We start from the raw sequence: 18860 nt of genomic DNA on the forward strand, positions 1-18860 counted from the left end.
TCCTGGAAGGGAAACGCGAAACGCTTCACCTGGAGCGCGACCGCTGGCGAGGTCTGCGAAAGTCAGGCTCGTCGCGACCCATACGAAGGCGAGGGCGTTTACCTCGTGCGGTGGGCCGAGCGTCACGCGTCCCGCGACGGAGAGCCTGTTAACTGGTCAACGCTCGGGGTGGTCCGGAGCGCGGCCAAGTGGTCGTCGAGCTGCGAGAGGGTACGCGGCCCCGTGACCGGGAGCAACGTGGTGCCCAGACATCTGTCCGGGCGCCGGGCCGGTGAGCGCCGCCAGGTCGAGGGGCGCACCGGCCTCCCATAGCTTCCCGATCGTGGACAACAGACCGGCTGGCTCGGACATCCGGCCGCCGGGATGCGGCAGCGAGGACACCGCCAGCACGCTTGCGGGTAGGTCGGGACGGCGCTTGAGGAGATTGGTCATCGACTGGCCGGGCCCACATTCCAGCAGCACGTCCGGCGAGGAGGCCAACACCGTGCTGACCGCGTCGGAGAAGCGCACTGTCTGCCTCATATGTCGGGCCCAGTAGTCGGGGTCTGTCGCCTCCTGTGCGGTGATCCACCGGCCGGTGATGCAGGAGACGAACTCCCTCGTAGGTGGTCGCAGGGTGAGCCGCGCAACGGCCGCGCGCAGCTGGTCAACGCAACCCTCCATGAGCCTGCTGTGGAAGGCGTGTGAGACGCGTAGCCGCTGGCCCGGCGTCCCGGCTGCGGCGAGCCGGGCCTCGATCCGCTCGATGTCCTGCTCGGTTCCGGCCAGTACGCAGGACGAAGGGGCGTTGACAGTGGCCAGGTCCGCGCCCAGATCCAGATAAGGCGCCAGCTCTTCTTCCGCCAGTGGCACGGCGAGCATCGCTCCGATCGGGGCCTGCTGCATGAGCCGAGCCCTCAGGGAGACGAACTCCAGCGCGTCGGGCAGGGTCATGACCCCAGCGAGTGTGGCGGCGACATACTCACCCAGGCTGTGCCCGATCATCGCCACAGGTTCCACACCCAGCTTCTGCCAGGTGCTCGCCAGCGCGTACTCCAGCAGGAAGATGGCCGGTTGGGCGACGATGGTCTGCCGAAGCGCTTCCACGTCCTGCCTGTCGGTGCCGGCCAGCACTGCGTGAACATCCGGTCCGGCGACCGACCGCAGCATATCCAGGCCGTGCTGGAACTCTTCGGCAAAGCTTTGAAGTTCCTGGCACAGGGCGAGTCCCATGCGAGCGTACTGCGATCCCTGGCCGGGGAAAACGAGCGCAACCCGAGGCCGCTGTGCATTCCGGGACGCGGGGATCGCGGGCTTGGCCAGGGCGTCCACGAGCGTACCCAGGTCGCCGCCGTGCACGAGCCGGCGGTACGGCAGGGGAATGTCCCCGGCCGACGGTGCGGTGTCTGAGGCGGCCGCTCCCACCGGGCCGGTCAGCCCCGCCCGGCCGCGTCGCACCGCCTCCTCAAGGCCCTCGGCGCTTTCCGCGGCCAAGGCAAGGAGGTGGTGGCTACCCGTCCGACCCCAGATGGCGACGCCGTCGTGGCAGCGACCCTCCGCATTCCTTGGACTCGGGCCGGGCTCCAGCTCCGCCATGACGTGACGGATCTGCTCAAGCATCAGGCGCCGCTGCTCGGCATCCCGGAAGGGGAAGTGGTCCCCGACCAAGCCGAACAGCTCGAAGGCGCGGCTGGTGTGGGCGCTCCACTCGGCCACCCGCAGCTGGTCGCGTTCCAGGTCGCCGACGAACACCGTGACAGGGACGTCCAGCAACGGCCCAGGCTGGTACCGGTAGGTTTCGTAGATCGTGATATCGGCGCGGAAGACACCAAGGGCCATCTGCAGCAGCCTGGGATCAGCACGGATCTCTGCCGGCAACTCACCCCAGCGCTGCTCGATCTCGGCGAGTAGCATGTCGTCGCTCAAGGTGTGGACAGGTTGCCCGCCGCGGTCGAGGGGCGGCGGGGGGCTGGATGACAAGAACAGATGCCGCGGCAGTTCCTGGCCCGCATCGCGGAGTGCACGGGCCACCTCGAAGGCCACCAGGCCGCCGAGGCTGTGCCCGAAGAACGCGAACGGCCGCTCGGGGCTCAGAACCTCCAAGACCGCGTCGACCACCGAGGCCATGGAGGTCAGCGGCGGCTCGCGCAACCTGGATGCTCGGCCGGGCAACTGGATGCCGGACACCTGGATCTCCGGCAGTTCCTCCTCGAAACGAAGATATTCGCCAGGCGACCCCCCGGCATGGGTGAAGCAGAACAGGTCGGCTGCAGCGTCCGGGCGATGCCTGCGGGCGACGATCCAGCGACCTCCCTGCGACGCACCGGTCCGCCGCGATGTCTTCTCCATCATCACATCCTTCTCAAGGTGCCGGAGCCGTCTGTTTGTCGATCAACTCTGCGAACTCTGCGGGCGTCTGTGCCTCGTAAATGACAGCGGCGTCGAGTCGGGCAGTGGGAAAGAGTTCGCGGGCGCGGCTCAGCAGCTGGGTGGCGATGAGTGAATCGCCCCCCAGGTCGAAGAAGCTCTCGTCGAGCTCGACAGCCTCCAGACCAAGCGTCTGGGCGAACAGATCCGCGACGACCTGGTAGACGGAGCCCTCCGAAGGGGTCGCGGGAACCTCGGTCCGGGGCGGTACGAACGGCTGCGGTTCCACGACGTACCGCTGCCGTTCGAACGGATAGGACGGCAGCGGTACTCGGCGCTGCCTCACTCCCGCATGGAGCCCTTCCCAGCGCATGGTGGTCTCGGCGAGCCAGAGGCGGCCGGCGGCATCCAGCAGGGCGGGCAGCGCGTCCTGCCGACCGCTTTCCGGAAGCACGGGCATCCAGAGGTGGTCCGTTGCCTCTGCCGGCCCGGGTGCCTGCTCGAGCACGGGGATCCTGGGGGTGCGGAGTTCGACCGTGGCTCCGGTGACAGTCCGGCGGACCGCCTCCTCCACTGTGCAGACTCCGGCTACGACGTCCGCCACCACGGCCCCGGCGCCGCTGCCTGCGACGGCCGCCGGGCGCACACCCCAGGACTGCCAAAGTCGGGCGAGCGCAAGCTCGGTGGCCAAGATGTCGAGTTCCGCAGGGACATCCTCGGCGCCGACGACACTCAGGCATTCCTCAAAGGCCCGGAGGAACACCGGCTGCGTCGCGCGCAGATCGCGCGTCCGGGAGGAGTCGATGGTGCCGGGGAAGACAAGGGCGACCGGCCGGGTCGGCCCTCGCTCCGCGTAGTCGACCAACCGGCCCGGGTCGAGGCCGCTCAGGATGCGAATGGCGTCGTCGGCATCGCGCACCACCGCGAATCGGCGGCAGGCGTGTTCGCGGCGCCCGGTCTGCAGCGTCCAGGCGACGTCGGCGAGCGGCAGCTCCCCAGCATGGGCCCGCAGATGGGCAACGAGCCGGTCGGTCATTGCGTCCAGGGCTGCCGGCGTGCGGGCCGACAGAACCAGCAGCTGCCAGGGCTGCACAAGGGCGGTGGGTGTCGGCTCGGGAGCCTGCTCAAGCAGGACGTGGGCATTGGTGCCTCCGATCCCGAAGGAGCTGACCCCCGCACGGCGTGGAATCCCCTCATCGGTCCGCCACTCCCGCGTGCCGGTGGCCACTACGAAGGGGCTCGCTTCAAAGTCGATGTGTGGATTCGGGGCCGTGAAGTTGAGACTCGGCGCGATGACGCCATGCTGGAGGGTGAGCACGGTCTTGATCAGTCCGGCCACACCGGCGGCCGCGTCGGTGTGGCCGATGTTCGTCTTGACCGAACCGATCTGGCAGAAGCCGCGGCGGTCGGTGTCCTGGCGGAATGCCTTGGTCAGCGCGGCGATCTCGATGGGGTCGCCGAGCGGTGTGGCTGTGCCGTGCGCCTCCACGTAGCCGACCGTTGCCGCATCGACACCGGAGACAAGCTGCGCTTCACGGATCACCGCTGCCTGCCCCTCCATGCTGGGCGCGGTGTAGCCGATGCGGTTGGCTCCGTCGTTGTTCACTGCGGAGCCGCGCAGCACCGCGCGGATGCTGTCGCCATCCCTGATGGCCTCGGACAGGCGCTTGAGTACGACGATGCCCACGCCGTCGCCGCCCACCGTCCCTCCCGCTTCAGCGTCGAAGGCGCGGCAGGTGCCGTCCTGGGAGAGGATTCCGCCCACGATGTAGGGACTCGCCTTGGCGGGAACGTGGACCGCCACACCGCCCGCGAGGGCCACATCACAGTCACCGGCCAGCAGCGCCTGCGCGGCGGTGTGCACCGCGACCAGCGAGGTGGCGCACGCCGCCTGGACAACCACGGCGGGGCCGCGCAGACCGATCTTGTAGGCGACCCTGGAGGCGAGGTAGTCCGGCGCGTTGCCGACCAGGATCTCCATGTCCGTCACCAAGGGCAGCTCGTCGCGGCGGGAACGGACGATATTCGCGTACGAGGTGTCGGTGCTGCCCGCGTAGACGCCGACGGCCCCCGGGAAGCGCTCCGGGTCGCAGCCGGCGTCCTCCAGTGCCTCCACCGCGCATTCCAGGAAGATCCGGTGCTGAGGGCTGATGATGCGGGCTTCCCGAGGCGAGAAGCCGAAATATCCGGCGTCAAACCACTCGGGGTCCTTGAGCAGGCCCCTTGCTGGGACGTACTCCCCGGCGTCTGCCTGCCCGGCAGGCCCGGGAACAGGCCGACAGGGGAAGCGAGTGACGGTCTCCAGGCCCTGGACCAGGTTGTGCCAGAACTCCTCCGGGTTGGAGGCCCCGGGGTAACGGCACGCCAGGCCGATGACGGCGACGAAGGAACCGCCGTCCTCTTGCTGCCCGCCGTCCTGCCGGTCCGCCACTTCACTCATTGTCGTCGCCCTCCCCGAACAGCGTCGGTCGGTGGATGCGCCCGTCCCTCCTCCCGGCGAGCCTGGCCCGGCCGTCGGTGCGCAGCGCCTCGCCTCGGCCGACACTCAGCTCCGCGCCCGGGGCGTTCCCGTCGAGGTATGCCGCCAGGCCGCGGACGGTCGGATATTGGAAGAGCTCGATGAGGGGCGGGTTCATGCCCAGACGGGCGACGATCCGATCGTGGACCATGTGCAGGAGGACGGAGTGGCCACCCAGGTCGAAGAAGTTCTGCTCCACGCCGACGTCCGGTACTTGCAGCACCTCGGACCAGATGACGGCCAGGACCCGCTCGGTGTCCGTGACACCGTCAGCGGGTGGAATCGGCTGTGCACTCACGGGTCCTACCTTCTTTGATGTGGGTCTGAGCTGGTCATTCGTAAGATCGGACGGTCCACGGGCTCTGCGTGTGGCTGTCTCCTGTGGGTATGGCTGTCGCAAGGAAGCCGCTGCACGGCTCAGGAGACCTGGCCGCCGCGATGTGATTGCTTTGTCTCCTCCGACATCCACAAGGCGCCCTCGTCGGGGTCCAGCACCGGCAAGGCGCTCGGCTCGTGAAACTGGTACTGACTGAGCCGGTGATACGCACCTCCGGCTCGCAGCAGCTGCGTGTGCGTTCCCTGCTCCACGATCCGACCGTCCTGCAGTACGACGATGACGTCGGCGTCGCGGATGGTGGAGAGCCGATGAGCGATCACCAGGCATGTGCGGCCATGACGCAGCCGCGAGGTCGCCCGTTGCAGGAGGAGCTCGGTGCGGGCATCAACCGCACTGGTGGCCTCATCGAGAATCAGCACGGCCGGGTCAGCGATGAACGCGCGCGCGATGCAGATCAGCTGTCGCTCGCCCTCACTCAGGCGTCCGTTCCCACCGTCGACCACCGTGTCGTAGCCCTGTGGAAGAGCGTTGACGATATGGCTGACACCACAGGCTTGAGCGGCCTGCTCGACCTGCTCGAGTGAGGCATCCGGCCGCCCGTAGGCAATGTTGTCGCGAATGGTCCCGCCGAACAGCCATGGCTCTTGAGGAACGAGCCCGATCTCGGAGCGCAACGCGTCCCGCGATACCGAGGTGATGTCTGTGCCGTCGACGAGGATGCGTCCACTGCCAACCTCGTAAAACCGCATCAGCAAGTTCATCAGGGTCGTCTTCCCGGCGCCTGACGCGCCGACGATCGCCGCGGTCCGCCCCGGCTCGATGACCAGGTCGAGGTCCTTGATGGTCAGCTCGCGGTCGTAGCCGAACGACACCTGCTCGAACGTGATTCGGCGCGGCCGAACGGCCGGCAGCCGTCCCTGGCAGCCAGGGCCCTCCTCCGGCTCGTCGAGCAGGGCAAACACGCGGGCAGCCGACGCGATACTCGACTGGATCAGGTTGGACATCGAAGCGAGCGATCCGAGTGGCTGTGAGTACTGTCTCGAGTACTGGACGAACGCAACGACTTCGCCCAGGGTCAGCTGCCCGCTGATCACCCTGAAGGCACCGACGATGCAGAGCAGGACGTAATTCAGGTTTTCGATGAACAGCACCAGCGGGGCGATGAGGCCTGACATGAACTGCGAGAGATGACTTGTCTTCTTCACCTCGGCGTTCCTGTTCGCGAACGTTTCACGGAACGCGCCTCCGCGGTCAAACACGGTGACGAGTTCGTGGCCGGAGTAGGACTCCTCGATATGCGCGTTGAGTTCTCCAGTCAGTCGCCACTGGTCGCCGAATACCCGTTGGCTTCGTTTCGCCACCACGGTCCCGACGGCGAAGGTCAGCGGCACCGAGATCAACGCAAGCAGTGTCAGCAGTGGTGAGATGCTCAGCATCATGGTCAGTACGCCGACGACCATGAGCAGGGCGAAGAGCAACTGGGTCAGCGTCTGGCTAAGCGAGGTCGCGATGTTGTCGATGTCGTTGGTCATCCGTGACAGCAGCTCGCCGCGCGAAGAGCCGTTGAGGTAACGGACCGGCAGCCGATTGAGCTTCTCCTCGACGTCGTGACGCAGAGTCCTCATGACGCGAGCGATCGCATTGTGCTGGATGTTCTGTTGGGCGAACCCCGCCAGGGTTCCGAGGCAATACAGGCCTGCGGCTATCAACAGTAGATGTCCTACATAACCGAAGTCGATGCCGGACCCGGGCGTAACGTTCAGCCTGTCGACAATCTCCGCGAAACTGTTTCGGCCGCTATCACGGAGCGCCTGCACGGCAGCCTCTTTGGTCTGCCCCGCTGGCAAACCAGAGCCCAGAGTGCCGGCCAGAATTGCGTCGATCGCACTGCCCCAGATCCGCGGGCCGACCAGAAAGGTCAGTACACCGAACGCAGCCAGAGCAAACGAACCGATCACCGACCGCCGCTCTTGGCGGAACATGCCTGCCAATCGGCGCGACGTTGCGGCGAAGCTCGCGCCGTCTTCGAGCTGACCACGCTCCCGGCGGCTCATGACAATGCCCCGATCGCTTCCTGCGAAGCCGCCAGCTCCTGGTACGTCTGACAGCTTTCCATCAGTGATTGATGTGTCCCATCGCCGACGATGCTGCCCTCGTGGAGCACCACGATCCGTTCGGCGCTGCGGATACCGGCAGTCCGCTGCGACACCAGTAGGACTGTGGCGTCGGCTGTGGCTGTGCGCACCGCTGCCAGTAGCCGTGCGGCTGTTTCCTGATCGAGCGCCGAGACCGGATCGTCAAGAAGGAGGACGCGTGGGTTGGCAACGAGTGCGCGGGCAATGCATAGACGTTGCCGCTGGCCGCCGGAGACGTTCGTTCCACCCTGGGCGATCGGTGACTCGAGTCCGTCGTCCATCACGGAGACGAACTCGCGAGCCTGCGCGACCTCCAGCGCCTCCCAGAGCTCGGCGTCAGTGGCGTCCGGCTTGGCCAGCCGCAGATTGCTTGCGACCGTACCTGTGAAAAGCAGCGAACGCTGCGGAACGATCGCGAGCTGACTGTGCAGCACAGTGGGATCGATGGTGCGCAGATCAACGCCGTCCAGCCGGACGGATCCAGATGTTGCGGCCTGAAGTCTCGCGACGATCGACAGCAGGGTCGTCTTGCCTGCACCCATCGATCCAACGATCGCCACCGTGCCGCCGGGCTCGATCCGTAGGTCGATGCCGGACAGGACGTCAGCATCGGCGCCTGGGTACCGCAGCGCAACGCCGCGCAGCTCCAACTCACCGCGGATCGGGAACGAGTTGGCGGGTACGCCCGTTGGCCGGAGCACAGGGGTGGAGTTGAGCACCGCCTGAATACGTTCCGCCGCGACCATCATGTTTGGCAACATCATCACCCCGGAGGCGGCCATAAGGGCTGCCCCAAGGATCAGGCCCAGGTAAGTGACGTAGGCGGTCAGACCGCCGATCAGCAGATGTCCCGACTCGACCCGGTGGCCACCGAACCACACCACGGCCACGATCGCCAGATCAGTGATCAGCATGACGGCGGGAACGAACGTCCCCCTCAGCCGTCCCATCGACCGGGTTGCCACCGTCAGCTCGTTGTTCACCTGCCCGAACCGCTCGGCCTCGAAGCGCTCGCGGGTGAACGCGCGGATCACCGTAAAACCCATCAACTGCTCGCGCATGACCCGGTTGACTGCATCCAGGCGGTCCTGCATCCGTCGCGACACGCGTGTCATCCAGCGAAGGATCACGGCCAACGCCGCACCCAGCACGACAACTGCCACGACGATCAGGAAGGACAGGCCGGCATCCGCACGCAACGCCATATAGGCTCCGCCCAGCATCGTGATCGGTGCGGCGACCACCACTGTGCCGAAGGTGAGCAGGAACGCCTGTATCTGCTGCACGTCGTCGGTGCTGCGAGTAATCAGCGTTGCTGTGCCGAAGTCCTGATGTTCCCTGCTGGAGAACGTAGTGATCTTGTCGTAGACGTCTGACCGCAGGTCGTGCGCAGCGTTTGTGGCCGCACGCGTTCCAGCGTAGGACGAGATCACCGCTGCCAGCAGCTGGACGATACTGACGACCACCATCCACCCGCCGACTGTCCAGATGTGCCCGACGTCCGCGCGCAGCAGGCCGTTGTCGATCAGATCCGCATTGATCGTAGGCAGATACAAGGTGGCGGTGACGCTGACCAGCTGGAAGACGGTTACAACAGCGAACCACCCTCGGTGCTTGGCGAGCTGAGCACGGACCAGACGCATCGGTCGACCTTTCGTAGGGGGCTCAGGCGATGACGAAGCTGGGGTGCAACAGTCCTGCGGGGTCGTGCCTATGGGCCAGCCGCAGCAATCGGTCGCGACGCTCGGCGTCGAACAGTTCTGCGGCGGCGCGGCGGTCGGGTCGCCCGAGAGTGAAGTTCGGCGAGCTGCCCAGGGCGCTCCCGGACCAGCCGGCCAACAGTTCATCCTGCTGCGCCCGCGCACTTGCCGCGTTCAACTTGGTCGTCGGGGCCACCACACCTACGACACACAGCAAGTACAACGCCTCGCGGTGGCTGACTGCGTTCGGCACCCCCGGCGGAGTGGACAGCGCTCCACCGAGATGACGAACCGAGATGATGGAGGGGGCCGGCCGGCCCGGGGCCGACGCGGCGATGGCGTCGCGGAGGCGTTCCTCGTCGATCGACCGCAACAAGACGTTGTCGGCGACGTACGCATGCGGCTGATCCGGTTCGCTGAAGACGGTGTCGGACTGCCGGTACGGGATCTCCCGCAAGGCGTCGTGCGCAGGTTTCAACGCCCGCAACGGGGCCACCAACTCGTCTGCCTCCGCGGCGGAACCCAGGTAGGCGATCTGGATATGAGCCATGTGCCGCTTGGAGATTTCAAGCGTGGTCATCGCCGAGGTCATTTCCGGGGGCATGGTCGCCGTCCAATGCAACCAGGTCGTCACCACCTCCGGCGTCTCGCCCAGGTCGAACATCAGCCCGCCGCCGACCAGCCTGGCGACCGGCATCAAGGCCATCTCCAGTTCGGTCACGATGCCGAAGCTCCCGCCGCCCCCGCGGAGCGCCCAGAACAGGTCCGGCTCCTCGTGTTCCGAAGCCGTCAGCAAGGAGCCGTCGGCGGTGACCAGTTCCAGGCGCGTGACATGGTCCGCGGCGAAGCCGTAGCGGCGAGCCATCAGCCCGATGCCGCCGCCGAGCGTGTAGGAGACAGCGCCGACCCCGGGCATGCTCCCGGACAGCGGTGCCAGGTCGTAGCGGGCGGCGGCCTCGATCACGTCGCGCCACCGTGCCCCGGCGCCCACGCGTGCGGTGCCGGCGCCGGGGTCGACTTGGACGTTGTCCATCCTTCGTGTCGACACCAACACACCTTCACCGGCGAGCGGGTTGGCGAGACCATGTCCTGTGGCCTGGACCGCGATCGGCATACTTGCCTCCGCGGCGTGCCGGACGGCCGCCACGACGTCGTCGGCGTCCCGTGCCGCCACCACGTGGGTCGGCCGATGTTGCTCCCGCAGTTGGAAGGCGGCACGGTGCTCGTCGTACTCGGCAGACCCTGGGTGGTACGCCACCGGTGATTCGGCGTCGGTCGTGTTGGCACTCATCGCGAGCACCTTTCTGGATAGAGGATGCGTGCGCGCCACTCGGCGAACAGGCAGGTCGTAGGTACGCATCCACCAGCCTGACCGGAATACACGCCGCATCGTGTCGCAATTCCTGTAAAGATCGGGTGTGTGACCCCAGATCGCTTCTTCACCCTGATGCTGCTCCTCGCATCGAGGGACGCCGTAACCACCCAGGAGCTCGCCACAGCGCTCGGAGTGTCCCTTCGCACCATCACCCGGGACCTGAACTGGCTCCGCGACGCCGGTCTGCCGGTGACCGCACAGCGGGGCCGCCTCGGAGGCGTGACGATGCTGCCCGGATCCGGATTCGACCTCACGCGACTCACACCGGGCGAGCGTGATCATCTGTCGCTCACCGGGCTGGACGAGACGCAGCGCGCGGAGCTCGACCCGTCGGCCGAAAGCCGACACGCTCTCGCCAAGATCGTCGCGAGACAGCCACGTCAAGCTCACGAGCTCTTGCCACTCACCGACGTAGTGCACGTGGACAGCCGTCCCTGGCGTCAGGCACGAGCTTCCGGCACGACTCCGGCTTCGCTGATCGGCGCGCTGCGGCAAGCTCGCCGGCTTCGGATCGAATACGACAGCCCACGCGCATCACGCCCACGCGACCTGGTCGTGGATCCCTACGGGCTGTTCGCCAAGGCCGGCATCTGGTACCTCGTCGCGGACTGTGACGGAGTGCCACGGATGTACCGACTCGAACGGATCACGACGTGGAAGGAAATCGACCGGCCACGACGAATCCGCGAGGACCAGACGCTGGCCACCGTCGCCGCAACGCTCGTTGATCAGTGGGAACACAACCACGCGATAGAAGTCAGCGCCACCATCGACCAGCCCCAGATCGAGCGGGCGCAACGGATCTTCGGCCAACGGCTCGTCCGGGACGACCATGAGGAATCCGCCACCGGCCACAAGGTGACGATCCGTTTCCTGCACCTGGAGGACGTGCGAGCACTCCTGCCGTTTGGGAGCGCCATCACCGTGCACGGCCCCACCGAAGCCAGGGCCCGCCTCCGCGACCTCGCCACCGAGCTCTCCCACCACTACGCACCACCCCTGACGTCCTGACCCGCAACACCGGGTCGGCAACTGAGTGCGTGGCTCCTGGCCAAGGCGGCAGCGTCGCTGCCTGCGGCCGATTCGACGACCTCGACAAAGTGCGCGCACGAGCGCTGGACCGCCGCCTTCCATTGATCGGGGCGGGGATCGTTGCGCAATCGAAGGCCCTTGAGGCGATAGGCAAGCACCGACATCTTGAGCGCCCGCATCTCCTGGACGACCTGATCGTGGGCGGCGAGCACCGGGCACGACGCCGCGCCGATGTATCTGGCGATCAGCTTCCGGCAGGCCACCACCTGTTCGAGGACCAGCTGCACGTTCTGCAGGTGCATGTCGGCGTTGGAGAACCCATCGTCCAGGAACAGCCGCTGGTCGATGACATCACACCCGTACAGGTACTCGGCGTCCTGGACAGGGTGCAGGTCGGCGGGCTGCCACCACTGGACCGCCCCCGGTTGGACAACCGCCGCCTCGGCGAACGACTGAACCGCGGCGGTGGCCCGCGTGACGTCCCGCGGGACAGGCGGCTCACCAGGCGACAAGGCTTGTGCGACATACAGGACGTCACCGGGAGCGCTGAGGCTCTGTACGTCCGGCATGGCGGCAGCCACCGCTTCCAGCGGATACCGGCATATGGCGAGGCGTCCGGCGGCGTCGTAATCCACCGAATCAACCATTTTGCGGTCCGCATCCACTCCGAAGATGAGGATCTCGTGTGGGAAGCTCGGCGACTGTCGGCCGAAGAACGGGCCAAGTTGTGATCGGTCGAGGAACACTGTGAGGTACCGACCAGCGCGGATCGACTCGACGATCAGCTCCGCCGCGCTCTCACTGTCGGGTATCTCGTGCTGCCGAAACAGCTCCTCGGTCAGGACGTCACGATATTCACCCAGCCGCGGGAGGTCGGTGTAAGCCTGGCCGTGGTCGTTGTACCAGCCACGTGTCTCCAGGGTGCGCTCCTCGAGCCACGCAACGTGTCCGAGAGTTGCCATGATGGACGAAGCGATCGCCGCGTAGAGGTAGCAGGTGCGGCTGGTGTCGAGCCGCAGCGGGAGAGCTCCCGCCGTCACGGCTGCAGTCTGCGGATGCACCACTGACCTCCACTCCACTTGTACAAAAGGCGTCGGTGGAGCCGGTCGGAGGCACTCGACCAGAACTCCACGTGCGTGCCACACAGCTCATATCCGACATACCTGAGCGGTCGTGCGATCGGGGCCGGCCGCTGTGATGCTTCGACCTCGAGAAGACGGACCCGATCCCGCAACGCAGTGGGGTCGGTCAGCACCTCGCTCTGCCGGGACAAGCTGCTCATCGGGTGCAGAGCTGGATGCCGGTTGCTCCACAGCGACTCCGACTTCTGCTCGTCGACCCGCTCGAAGGTTCCCGCGACGAGCAACTGCCGGCCGATCTCGCGCCAGTAGAACAAGGCGCTTCCGGACTGCGTCGCGCGGATGTCGTGTGCCTTGCGGCTGGTGGTATGCGTGGCGAATACCGGCCCGCGAGCGGTCAGCTCAACCATCGTCATCATTCGAGAGGACAAGCTGAAGCTCTCGTCCACGGTGGAGACCGCAGCCCCACGTGGCTCGGCGCAACCCTGCTGCTCGGCCTCGTCGAGCCATCTGGAGAGCAACTCAAACGGTTCCCGGGGCGGATCGTTGTCCCACTCCGGAAAGGCAACGTCGTGCAACCCGGACAGGCTCTCGTGCTGTGCGCTCACCAGTCCTCCGGATACTCGAGTGTTCCGCTGCCGACGGTCACGCACTGGCCCCAGGTCCGTGACTGCAGCGCGTCACCGCCAGATTCAAGCTGTACGTGCATCTCAGCGAGTCGGCCGAGCTCAACGCCCTGCTCGATCCGGCATGGACGACCAGTCGGCGCATCCCGGTAGGTGTACGCGTGCGCCAGCAACGGACCCGCGGCCGAACCGGTCGCGGCATCCTCGACGACTCCGTACGACGGAGAGAACATTCGGTTACGCCACGTCGTCCCCGAGCCGGCGTAGCAGTTGAAGGCGACGTCGGGGAACTTCGCCAGCCTGGTGTGATCCGGCTGTAGGTCCCGCAGGGAGTCCAGGCTGTCGAGCGCGATCACGAGGTGCCGGGCACCGACGTCGTACAGCTCGATCGGCGCGATGTTCGCGGCACCTAGTGCCGCGACGATCTCGGCTACCGGAATCTCCTCCGGAGACGGGCGCGGTACCGGCAGAGTGAATCCGGCCCAGAGCTCTTTCCCTCGGGGCTCCACCCATCCGGCCACCTCGCCGCGCGGAACGCGCACCGTGACGTCACCCGCTACGTCAAACTGGGTGTGCAGAGCGGCCAGAATACCGATCATCGGATGGCCGGCAAACGGCAGTTCCTGGGTGGGCGTGAAGATCCGCGCCCGGAAGCAGGCCGGCAACCCGGTCGGCGTTACGAAGGCGACCTCGGACAGGTTGAGTTCGGTCCCGATCGCCTGCATGACCCGGTCCGACAGATCGATCTCGGGGAAGAAGACCGCGACCGGGTTGCCGTGGAACGCCGATCGCGCGAAGACGTCGACCAAGAGGTAAGGGTGACGGATCATCGGCGCTCCAGCCGGGCCAGGGCATCGGCCAGGACGGTCGTACCGTCGACACTCAAGGCGGATTCGGGATGGAACTGCATGGATACGAAGGTCTCCGCGGTCAATCCGGTGATGTCTCCAGCGGAATCCGTTGCGACCTCGACGGGGTATCGCAGGTCGCTCGTCCTCCCGGACGTGGCCGCGAACGCGTTGTAGAAGCCGAGACGCCTGCGGCTGCCGAACCAGTCCACGTCTCTGGCTGTTCCCTGGTTCGGCACCGCGAGCCGGTGGATGCCAAAGCCGAGGATCCGGCAGAGGATCTGATGGCTGAGGCACACCGCGAGAAACGGCCTCGAAGTCGTCAGGGCCTTCGTCAGCGCCTGCTCCAGGACGGCGACCCTCGGATCACCTTCGTCGCGCGGGTCGCCAGGGCCGGGGCCGAAGATCAGAAACGTGTCGTCGTCCAGCGCTCTGACAGCGTGCTCGTTGGGCACGATGTCGACGGCATAGCCAAACGCGCTGAGCTGATGGGCCAGCATGCTGTTGAAGTCGTCCTCAGCGTCCACTAGGACCGCCCGCCAGGCGGCGGCACCGTACGCAGCGGTGGCCCCGAACCACAGCGGATTGATGTCGGTGCGTCGTTGGCCGATGGCTCGCACCAGATCGGGATCGTCCGCGGCGGGGGGCTCGGGACGATCGAACCGGCGCGGTCCCAGATCGCCAGGCACCACCGTCTCGGCACACACAGCACCCAGGATGACGGCCGCCTTGGCCTGTGTTTCGGCAAGTTCCCGCTGCGGGGACGAGTTGCGTACGAGTGTCGCTCCGACATCGGTGCGCATCCTCCACGAACCACCATGCCACCGCACCTGTGCCGAGCGGATGTTGATGGCCGAGTCGAAGGTGTACGTCGAGTCGCCCGCAGGCTCAACAAGTCCGAGATAGCCGGCGTAGTACGACCGTCCGTGCGACTCGTGCCGGGCGATCACCCGGCACGCGTTACGGATCGGACTCCCGGTCACGGCCGGCGCGAACATGGTGTGCACGAGGACGTCAGCCAGCGGACGACCGGTCGTACCCTCGATCGTGAACTCGGTATGGGTGACCCGCGACATGTGCCGTAGCCCCGGACCGGCCACCGACACGGAACCCGGCTCACACAACGAGGCCAGCATCTTGAGCTCTTCGTCCAGAACCATGGAAAGCTCATCGGCTTCCTTCGAGTCGGCGAGGAAACCGAGCAGCCGCGCCTTCTCGGTGTCAGGGTCGGCCGTGCCCCGCGCAACAGTTCCGGAGATCGGGTTCATCGTCACCCGCCCCCGGCTCACCGAAACATGACGCTCGGGGGTGGCGCCGATCAGATACAGGTCGCCGATCCGGACCAAGAAGGTCCAGTAGGTGCCGCGTTCGTTCCGGAGCAGATCGGCGAACGCCGTCAGCATCGCGAGATCGTCGACCCCGTCGAGCTCAGCCGAATAGGTGCGCTTGATAACGAAGTTCGAGCCCGCGCCCTGGGCTATTTCTTCAGTGATGATCCGTTGCACCACTGCGCGGTACTCCGCGTCGGTGTCCAGGAACGTGCCGTTCTTTGCCTTGGGCTTCGCCCCGCCGGACAGGCTCTCGAAGTCGGCCAGCGAGAACGTGTGTAGCTCGCGCGCGGGTAGCAGGAGCAGCTTCTCGTCGTCATCGAGTACGTCGAAGCCGCGCTCGGTCAGCTGGCGGAACGGTACCAGGAGGAGACTCGGCAGGTCCCGGGCCTGTGCGGCCGACGTGGCCGAACGCACCGACTCATATGCGGACGCGCTGCCAATCAGACAGGTCACTCGGTCGTCACCTGACTCTGGCCGGTGCAGGAGCGCGTAGTCGCGACCGGAGACGACTCCGGCGATGTCAGTTGGCACTGGCGCTCAACTCGTTCAGGTTGATCACCCGGCCGGAATACCGCGCGACGTAGTCGAGTGCGGCAGTGTGACCGTTGGCGTCGAAGTCGCCGACGCAGTCGGATAGGACGAACGGCCGGATGTCCTTATTGAACGCGTCGAGTGCAGTCGCGAGAATGCCGACGCTGGCGTACACGCCCGCGATCACCAGGTTGTGAATGCCCTGCCGGCGCAAAGCCCACTCGAGCCCGTTCCCGACGAACGCGCTGTAGCGCCATTTCGTGAAGACCGGCTCGGAGTCGTCCGGCCGGATCCGGTCGACGATCGAGATGTTGCTGGCTCGCCGAGCCATGCCTGTGCCCCAGAAGTCCGAAAGGAGTCCACGCTCATCAGGAGACATGCTGCCGGGCTGCGCCGTGTACATCACCGGGATCTTCGCTTGGCGCGCCCACCTGATCGACCGGGCGACGCCGTCGACCAATGCTGTTCGCAGTGGCGGCTCGAACGCGTTGACGAAGTAATCCTGCATGTCGTGGACGAGTAGGGCAGCATTTTGCGGCTCCACCTGCCAGCGGTCGCCGGGACCACCGGACCGGAATTGTGGTAGCTCGTAGGCTGGAATGGGCTGCATGCTGTGCGCTCCCTCTCTAGGTCGGGATACCGGCCCGGACAATCTGCGGTACAGCGATGCCGAGTGCCTCGTACTGCCGCAGCGGATTCATGAACTCGCGTTGCCGGCGGATCAAGCCGTCGGCGTCGAACTCGAATGAGTGAAGAAAGTGATTCTCGTAGTGACCGTCCGGATAGCCCTCGAACCGGATGGCACCGCGCCCGTCACACTCGGCCCAGAAGAACGTCGGGTACTGAGTGTCGAAGATCTGCACGTTGTACCACTCCCAATCCGGGAAACACTGCAGGGACCAGACGCCGTGGTCCCGCAGTTTCTCTTTCCCGTGCGTGGCGATCGGATCAGGCTTGTCGCTCGTCCAGAGGCCGGCTTGGCCGTCAGCCGCGAACAATTCGTAGCGGGACCGCCGCTGCTCCTCGCCCTTGCAAGCCAGGTAACGTCGTACGACGTCGCGATTACGAGCGCGCTCCTCGTCAGGCAGCATGTCGTCTTCCTTTCGCCAGATGTCATGACTCGCGATGGCCGCGGGTCGTCATGAGAAAATCGGACAGGTGGCCGTCGTCCGATTGCAGCCAATCGACCCAGGTGGTCGGGATATCACCGAAATACAGATCCCGGAGGCCGCGGACGGCGCCGATCAGGCGGCGTAGCTCCGGATCCCAGATCGCGGCACTGACGACCAACGAGTCCAGCAGTACGCGGCAGGGATACTTTCAGCTACAGCCAGGAGGCACTCCCGGTGTACGGTCCGAAGCGCCACGCCATGAGCTCCCGGACCAGGTCGTGGTTCGGCTTATTCACGGTTGCCGCCGATAGGAGTTGGGCACGCCGCTCGGCGCCGCAGCTCCAATTTGTCCACCCGGCCGACAGGCGTCAGCGGAATCTCGGTCAGCGGATGGATCGTCGTCGGGATCTTGTACCGGGCCGCCCCTGCGGCAACCAGGAACTCCGCGACGTCGGACTGATGCAACTCGTCACCGACGACGAAGGCGACCACCTCCTCGCCGAACCGCTCGTCCGGTGCTCCCACCACGGCAACGTCGCGGACACTGGGATGCCGGCGCAGCAGCTCCTCGACCTCGCGTTCCGACACTTTCTCGCCGCCGCGGTTGATCTGATCTTTGATACGTCCTTCGAAGGACACCGCACCGTCACGGTCGAGACGGACCAGGTCGCCGGTCATATACCAGCCGTCCGCCGTGAACACCGTGGAGTTGCTCGCGCCGTCGGCGTAGTACCCGCGAATCGTGTAAGGCCCGCGGGTAAGCAACTGGCCGACCTGGCCGGGCCCTACCGGATCCCCGGCCTCGTCGATCACCATCAGCTCGTCCAGGGGCGAAAGGGGAACACCCTGGTTGGCAACCATCTGCTCGTGCGGTAGGTCCGGCGGCTGGATGCCGCACAGACCTTCCGTCATCCCGAACCCTTGGTGGACGCCACAGTTCAGAGCTTTGCGGAATCCGCTCAGCACGTCGGCCGACGGCTTGCTGCCGCCGATCAATACCGTTTGCAGTGACGAAAGGTCGTGGCGCGTTCCTACGGCCGCGTCGGTCCACAGCGCCGCCAGAGGCGGTATCAGACCGGTGCGTGTGACGCCGTATTGCGCGATCAGGCTGAAAGCGACCGTCGGAGCCGGCGTCGGCGAGATGATCAAGGATCCGCCCGCGTCGAGGACGGCGAGTGTGTTGCACATCGCCCACCCATGCGCGAGAGGCATCGCGACCAAATAGACGCTGCGCGGATCGAAGCAACAGCGATCTGCCACGCACCGTCCCAAGTACAGCCAGGCCCGGTGGACCTGCGGGACGATCTTGGGCAGGCCTGTCGTTCCTCCGGACACGAGCAGTGCCGCGACCGAGTCCGACGCTGTGCGTCGGAACCTGGGTTCTGGTTCGGTGTCCGGGTCTTCGAGCAGCGAGACGGTGTTCAGAACGCTACGCACGGCCGACCTCGATGCTCCGGCGGCCCGGCAGGTCTCCAGGCAGTCCGGCGTGGCCACCAGCGTGGTGGCACCGATTCTGTCGATGAACGACAGCAGCTCATGGGTTCCGAGCTGAGGGATGGCCAGCAGTGGGATGACGCCGATCTTCGAACAGGCGAATACGCAGGCCAGTCCGCTAATCTGGTTCGACATCTGCAGCACCACGTGCTCGCCGGCCCGGACATTGGCCCGGTGCAGGGCGTTTGCCATCCGGTCAGCGAGGGTGACGAACTCTGGTCTCGTCAGTCTCAGATCGCCGTCGCAGATCAGCGACTCCGGGTAGCTGTCCGCGCCCCGCACCAGCCATTCGTAGAGATTCTCGTCCCGCCACACGCCGGCCTTGATGTACCTTGAGGCGACTTCCGCGGGCCAGTCGATCAGTCCGTGCACCATCTGCTCTCCAAAGGTATGCGT

General features: G+C 66.2%; 15 protein-coding genes. 1 reads left to right on the forward strand and 14 read right to left on the reverse strand.

The features are described from left to right. Positions 1-156 precede the first annotated feature (156 nt). From EJC51_RS00995 to EJC51_RS01020, 6 genes are all read right to left on the reverse strand, one after another. Positions 157-2331: an alpha/beta fold hydrolase gene (locus EJC51_RS00995; RefSeq protein WP_126269243.1), complete on the reverse strand. Its 2175-nt coding sequence runs from the start codon at positions 2329-2331 to the stop codon at positions 157-159. A 10-nt stretch (positions 2332-2341) separates the two neighbouring features. Then, positions 2342-4777: a type I polyketide synthase gene (locus EJC51_RS01000; protein WP_166682794.1), complete on the reverse strand. Its 2436-nt coding sequence runs from the start codon at positions 4775-4777 to the stop codon at positions 2342-2344. Position 4778: 1 nt separating this feature from the next. Next, complete coding sequence (locus EJC51_RS01005) at positions 4779-5162, reverse strand: phosphopantetheine-binding protein (protein WP_165951432.1); 384 nt, start codon at positions 5160-5162, stop codon at positions 4779-4781. Positions 5163-5281: 119 nt separating this feature from the next. Beyond that, positions 5282-7255, reverse strand: coding sequence for an ABC transporter ATP-binding protein (locus EJC51_RS01010; protein ID WP_126269246.1), 1974 nt, complete (start codon positions 7253-7255; stop codon positions 5282-5284). Beyond that, positions 7252-8979, reverse strand: a complete 1728-nt coding sequence (locus EJC51_RS01015; RefSeq protein ID WP_126269247.1) for an ABC transporter ATP-binding protein — start codon at positions 8977-8979, stop codon at positions 7252-7254. Before EJC51_RS01015 ends, EJC51_RS01010 begins: the two co-directional genes overlap by 4 nt. Positions 8980-9001: 22 nt before the next feature. Beyond that, positions 9002-10396 carry an FAD-binding oxidoreductase gene (locus EJC51_RS01020; protein WP_208870670.1) on the reverse strand — a complete coding sequence of 465 codons (1395 nt, stop codon included), beginning with the start codon at positions 10394-10396 and terminating at the stop codon, positions 9002-9004. A gap of 60 nt (positions 10397-10456) precedes the next feature. Between EJC51_RS01020 and EJC51_RS01025 the strand changes: the two genes are divergently transcribed. Continuing rightward, a complete protein-coding gene (locus tag EJC51_RS01025) occupies positions 10457-11422 on the forward strand; it encodes a helix-turn-helix transcriptional regulator (protein ID WP_126269248.1) in 966 nt (321 codons plus the stop codon). On the opposite strand, the gene EJC51_RS01030 is transcribed toward EJC51_RS01025, so the two are convergent. The 8 genes from EJC51_RS01030 to EJC51_RS01060 form a co-directional block, all read right to left on the reverse strand. Next, positions 11398-12483, reverse strand: a complete 1086-nt coding sequence (locus tag EJC51_RS01030) for a hypothetical protein (RefSeq protein ID WP_126269249.1) — start codon at positions 12481-12483, stop codon at positions 11398-11400. The genes EJC51_RS01025 and EJC51_RS01030 overlap by 25 nt on opposite strands. Beyond that, positions 12480-13130 carry a pyridoxal 5'-phosphate synthase gene (locus EJC51_RS01035; RefSeq protein ID WP_165951431.1) on the reverse strand — a complete coding sequence of 217 codons (651 nt, stop codon included), beginning with the start codon at positions 13128-13130 and terminating at the stop codon, positions 12480-12482. Before EJC51_RS01035 ends, EJC51_RS01030 begins: the two co-directional genes overlap by 4 nt. Beyond that, positions 13127-13957, reverse strand: a complete 831-nt coding sequence (locus tag EJC51_RS01040) for a PhzF family phenazine biosynthesis protein (protein WP_165951430.1) — start codon at positions 13955-13957, stop codon at positions 13127-13129. Before EJC51_RS01040 ends, EJC51_RS01035 begins: the two co-directional genes overlap by 4 nt. Positions 13958-13974: 17 nt before the next feature. Continuing rightward, a complete protein-coding gene (locus EJC51_RS01045) occupies positions 13975-15858 on the reverse strand; it encodes a chorismate-binding protein (RefSeq protein WP_126269252.1) in 1884 nt (627 codons plus the stop codon). After that, the gene (locus tag EJC51_RS01050; RefSeq protein ID WP_126269253.1) at positions 15848-16468 is read right to left on the reverse strand and encodes an isochorismatase family protein; all 621 of its coding nucleotides are present in this window, start codon (positions 16466-16468) and stop codon (positions 15848-15850) included. Before EJC51_RS01050 ends, EJC51_RS01045 begins: the two co-directional genes overlap by 11 nt. Positions 16469-16484: 16 nt before the next feature. After that, positions 16485-16949, reverse strand: coding sequence for a PhzA/PhzB family protein (locus tag EJC51_RS01055; protein ID WP_126269254.1), 465 nt, complete (start codon positions 16947-16949; stop codon positions 16485-16487). A gap of 22 nt (positions 16950-16971) precedes the next feature. Next, positions 16972-17148 (reverse strand): hypothetical protein, encoded by a 177-nt coding sequence (locus EJC51_RS47575; protein ID WP_166682795.1) that lies wholly within the window; start codon positions 17146-17148, stop codon positions 16972-16974. A gap of 110 nt (positions 17149-17258) precedes the next feature. After that, the gene (locus EJC51_RS01060; protein ID WP_126269255.1) at positions 17259-18839 is read right to left on the reverse strand and encodes an AMP-binding protein; all 1581 of its coding nucleotides are present in this window, start codon (positions 18837-18839) and stop codon (positions 17259-17261) included. Positions 18840-18860: the final 21 nt, after the last annotated feature.

It is taken from the genome of Streptomyces aquilus (assembly GCF_003955715.1).
GTDB lineage: Bacteria > Actinomycetota > Actinomycetes > Streptomycetales > Streptomycetaceae > Streptomyces > Streptomyces aquilus.

Excerpts from the sequence above, each read along its gene's own strand:
- EJC51_RS00995 (WP_126269243.1), bottom strand. The coding sequence starts at position 2,331 with ATGATGGAGAAGACATCGCGGCGGACCGGTGCGTCGCAGGGAGGTCGC.
- EJC51_RS01010 (WP_126269246.1), bottom strand. The coding sequence starts at position 7,255 with ATGAGCCGCCGGGAGCGTGGTCAGCTCGAAGACGGCGCGAGCTTCGCC.
- EJC51_RS01015 (WP_126269247.1), bottom strand. The coding sequence starts at position 8,979 with ATGCGTCTGGTCCGTGCTCAGCTCGCCAAGCACCGAGGGTGGTTCGCT.
- EJC51_RS01020 (WP_208870670.1), bottom strand. The coding sequence starts at position 10,396 with ATGCGTACCTACGACCTGCCTGTTCGCCGAGTGGCGCGCACGCATCCT.
- EJC51_RS01050 (WP_126269253.1), bottom strand. The coding sequence starts at position 16,468 with ATGCAGCCCATTCCAGCCTACGAGCTACCACAATTCCGGTCCGGTGGT.
- EJC51_RS01055 (WP_126269254.1), bottom strand. The coding sequence starts at position 16,949 with ATGCTGCCTGACGAGGAGCGCGCTCGTAATCGCGACGTCGTACGACGT.
- EJC51_RS01060 (WP_126269255.1), bottom strand. The coding sequence starts at position 18,839 with ATGGTGCACGGACTGATCGACTGGCCCGCGGAAGTCGCCTCAAGGTAC.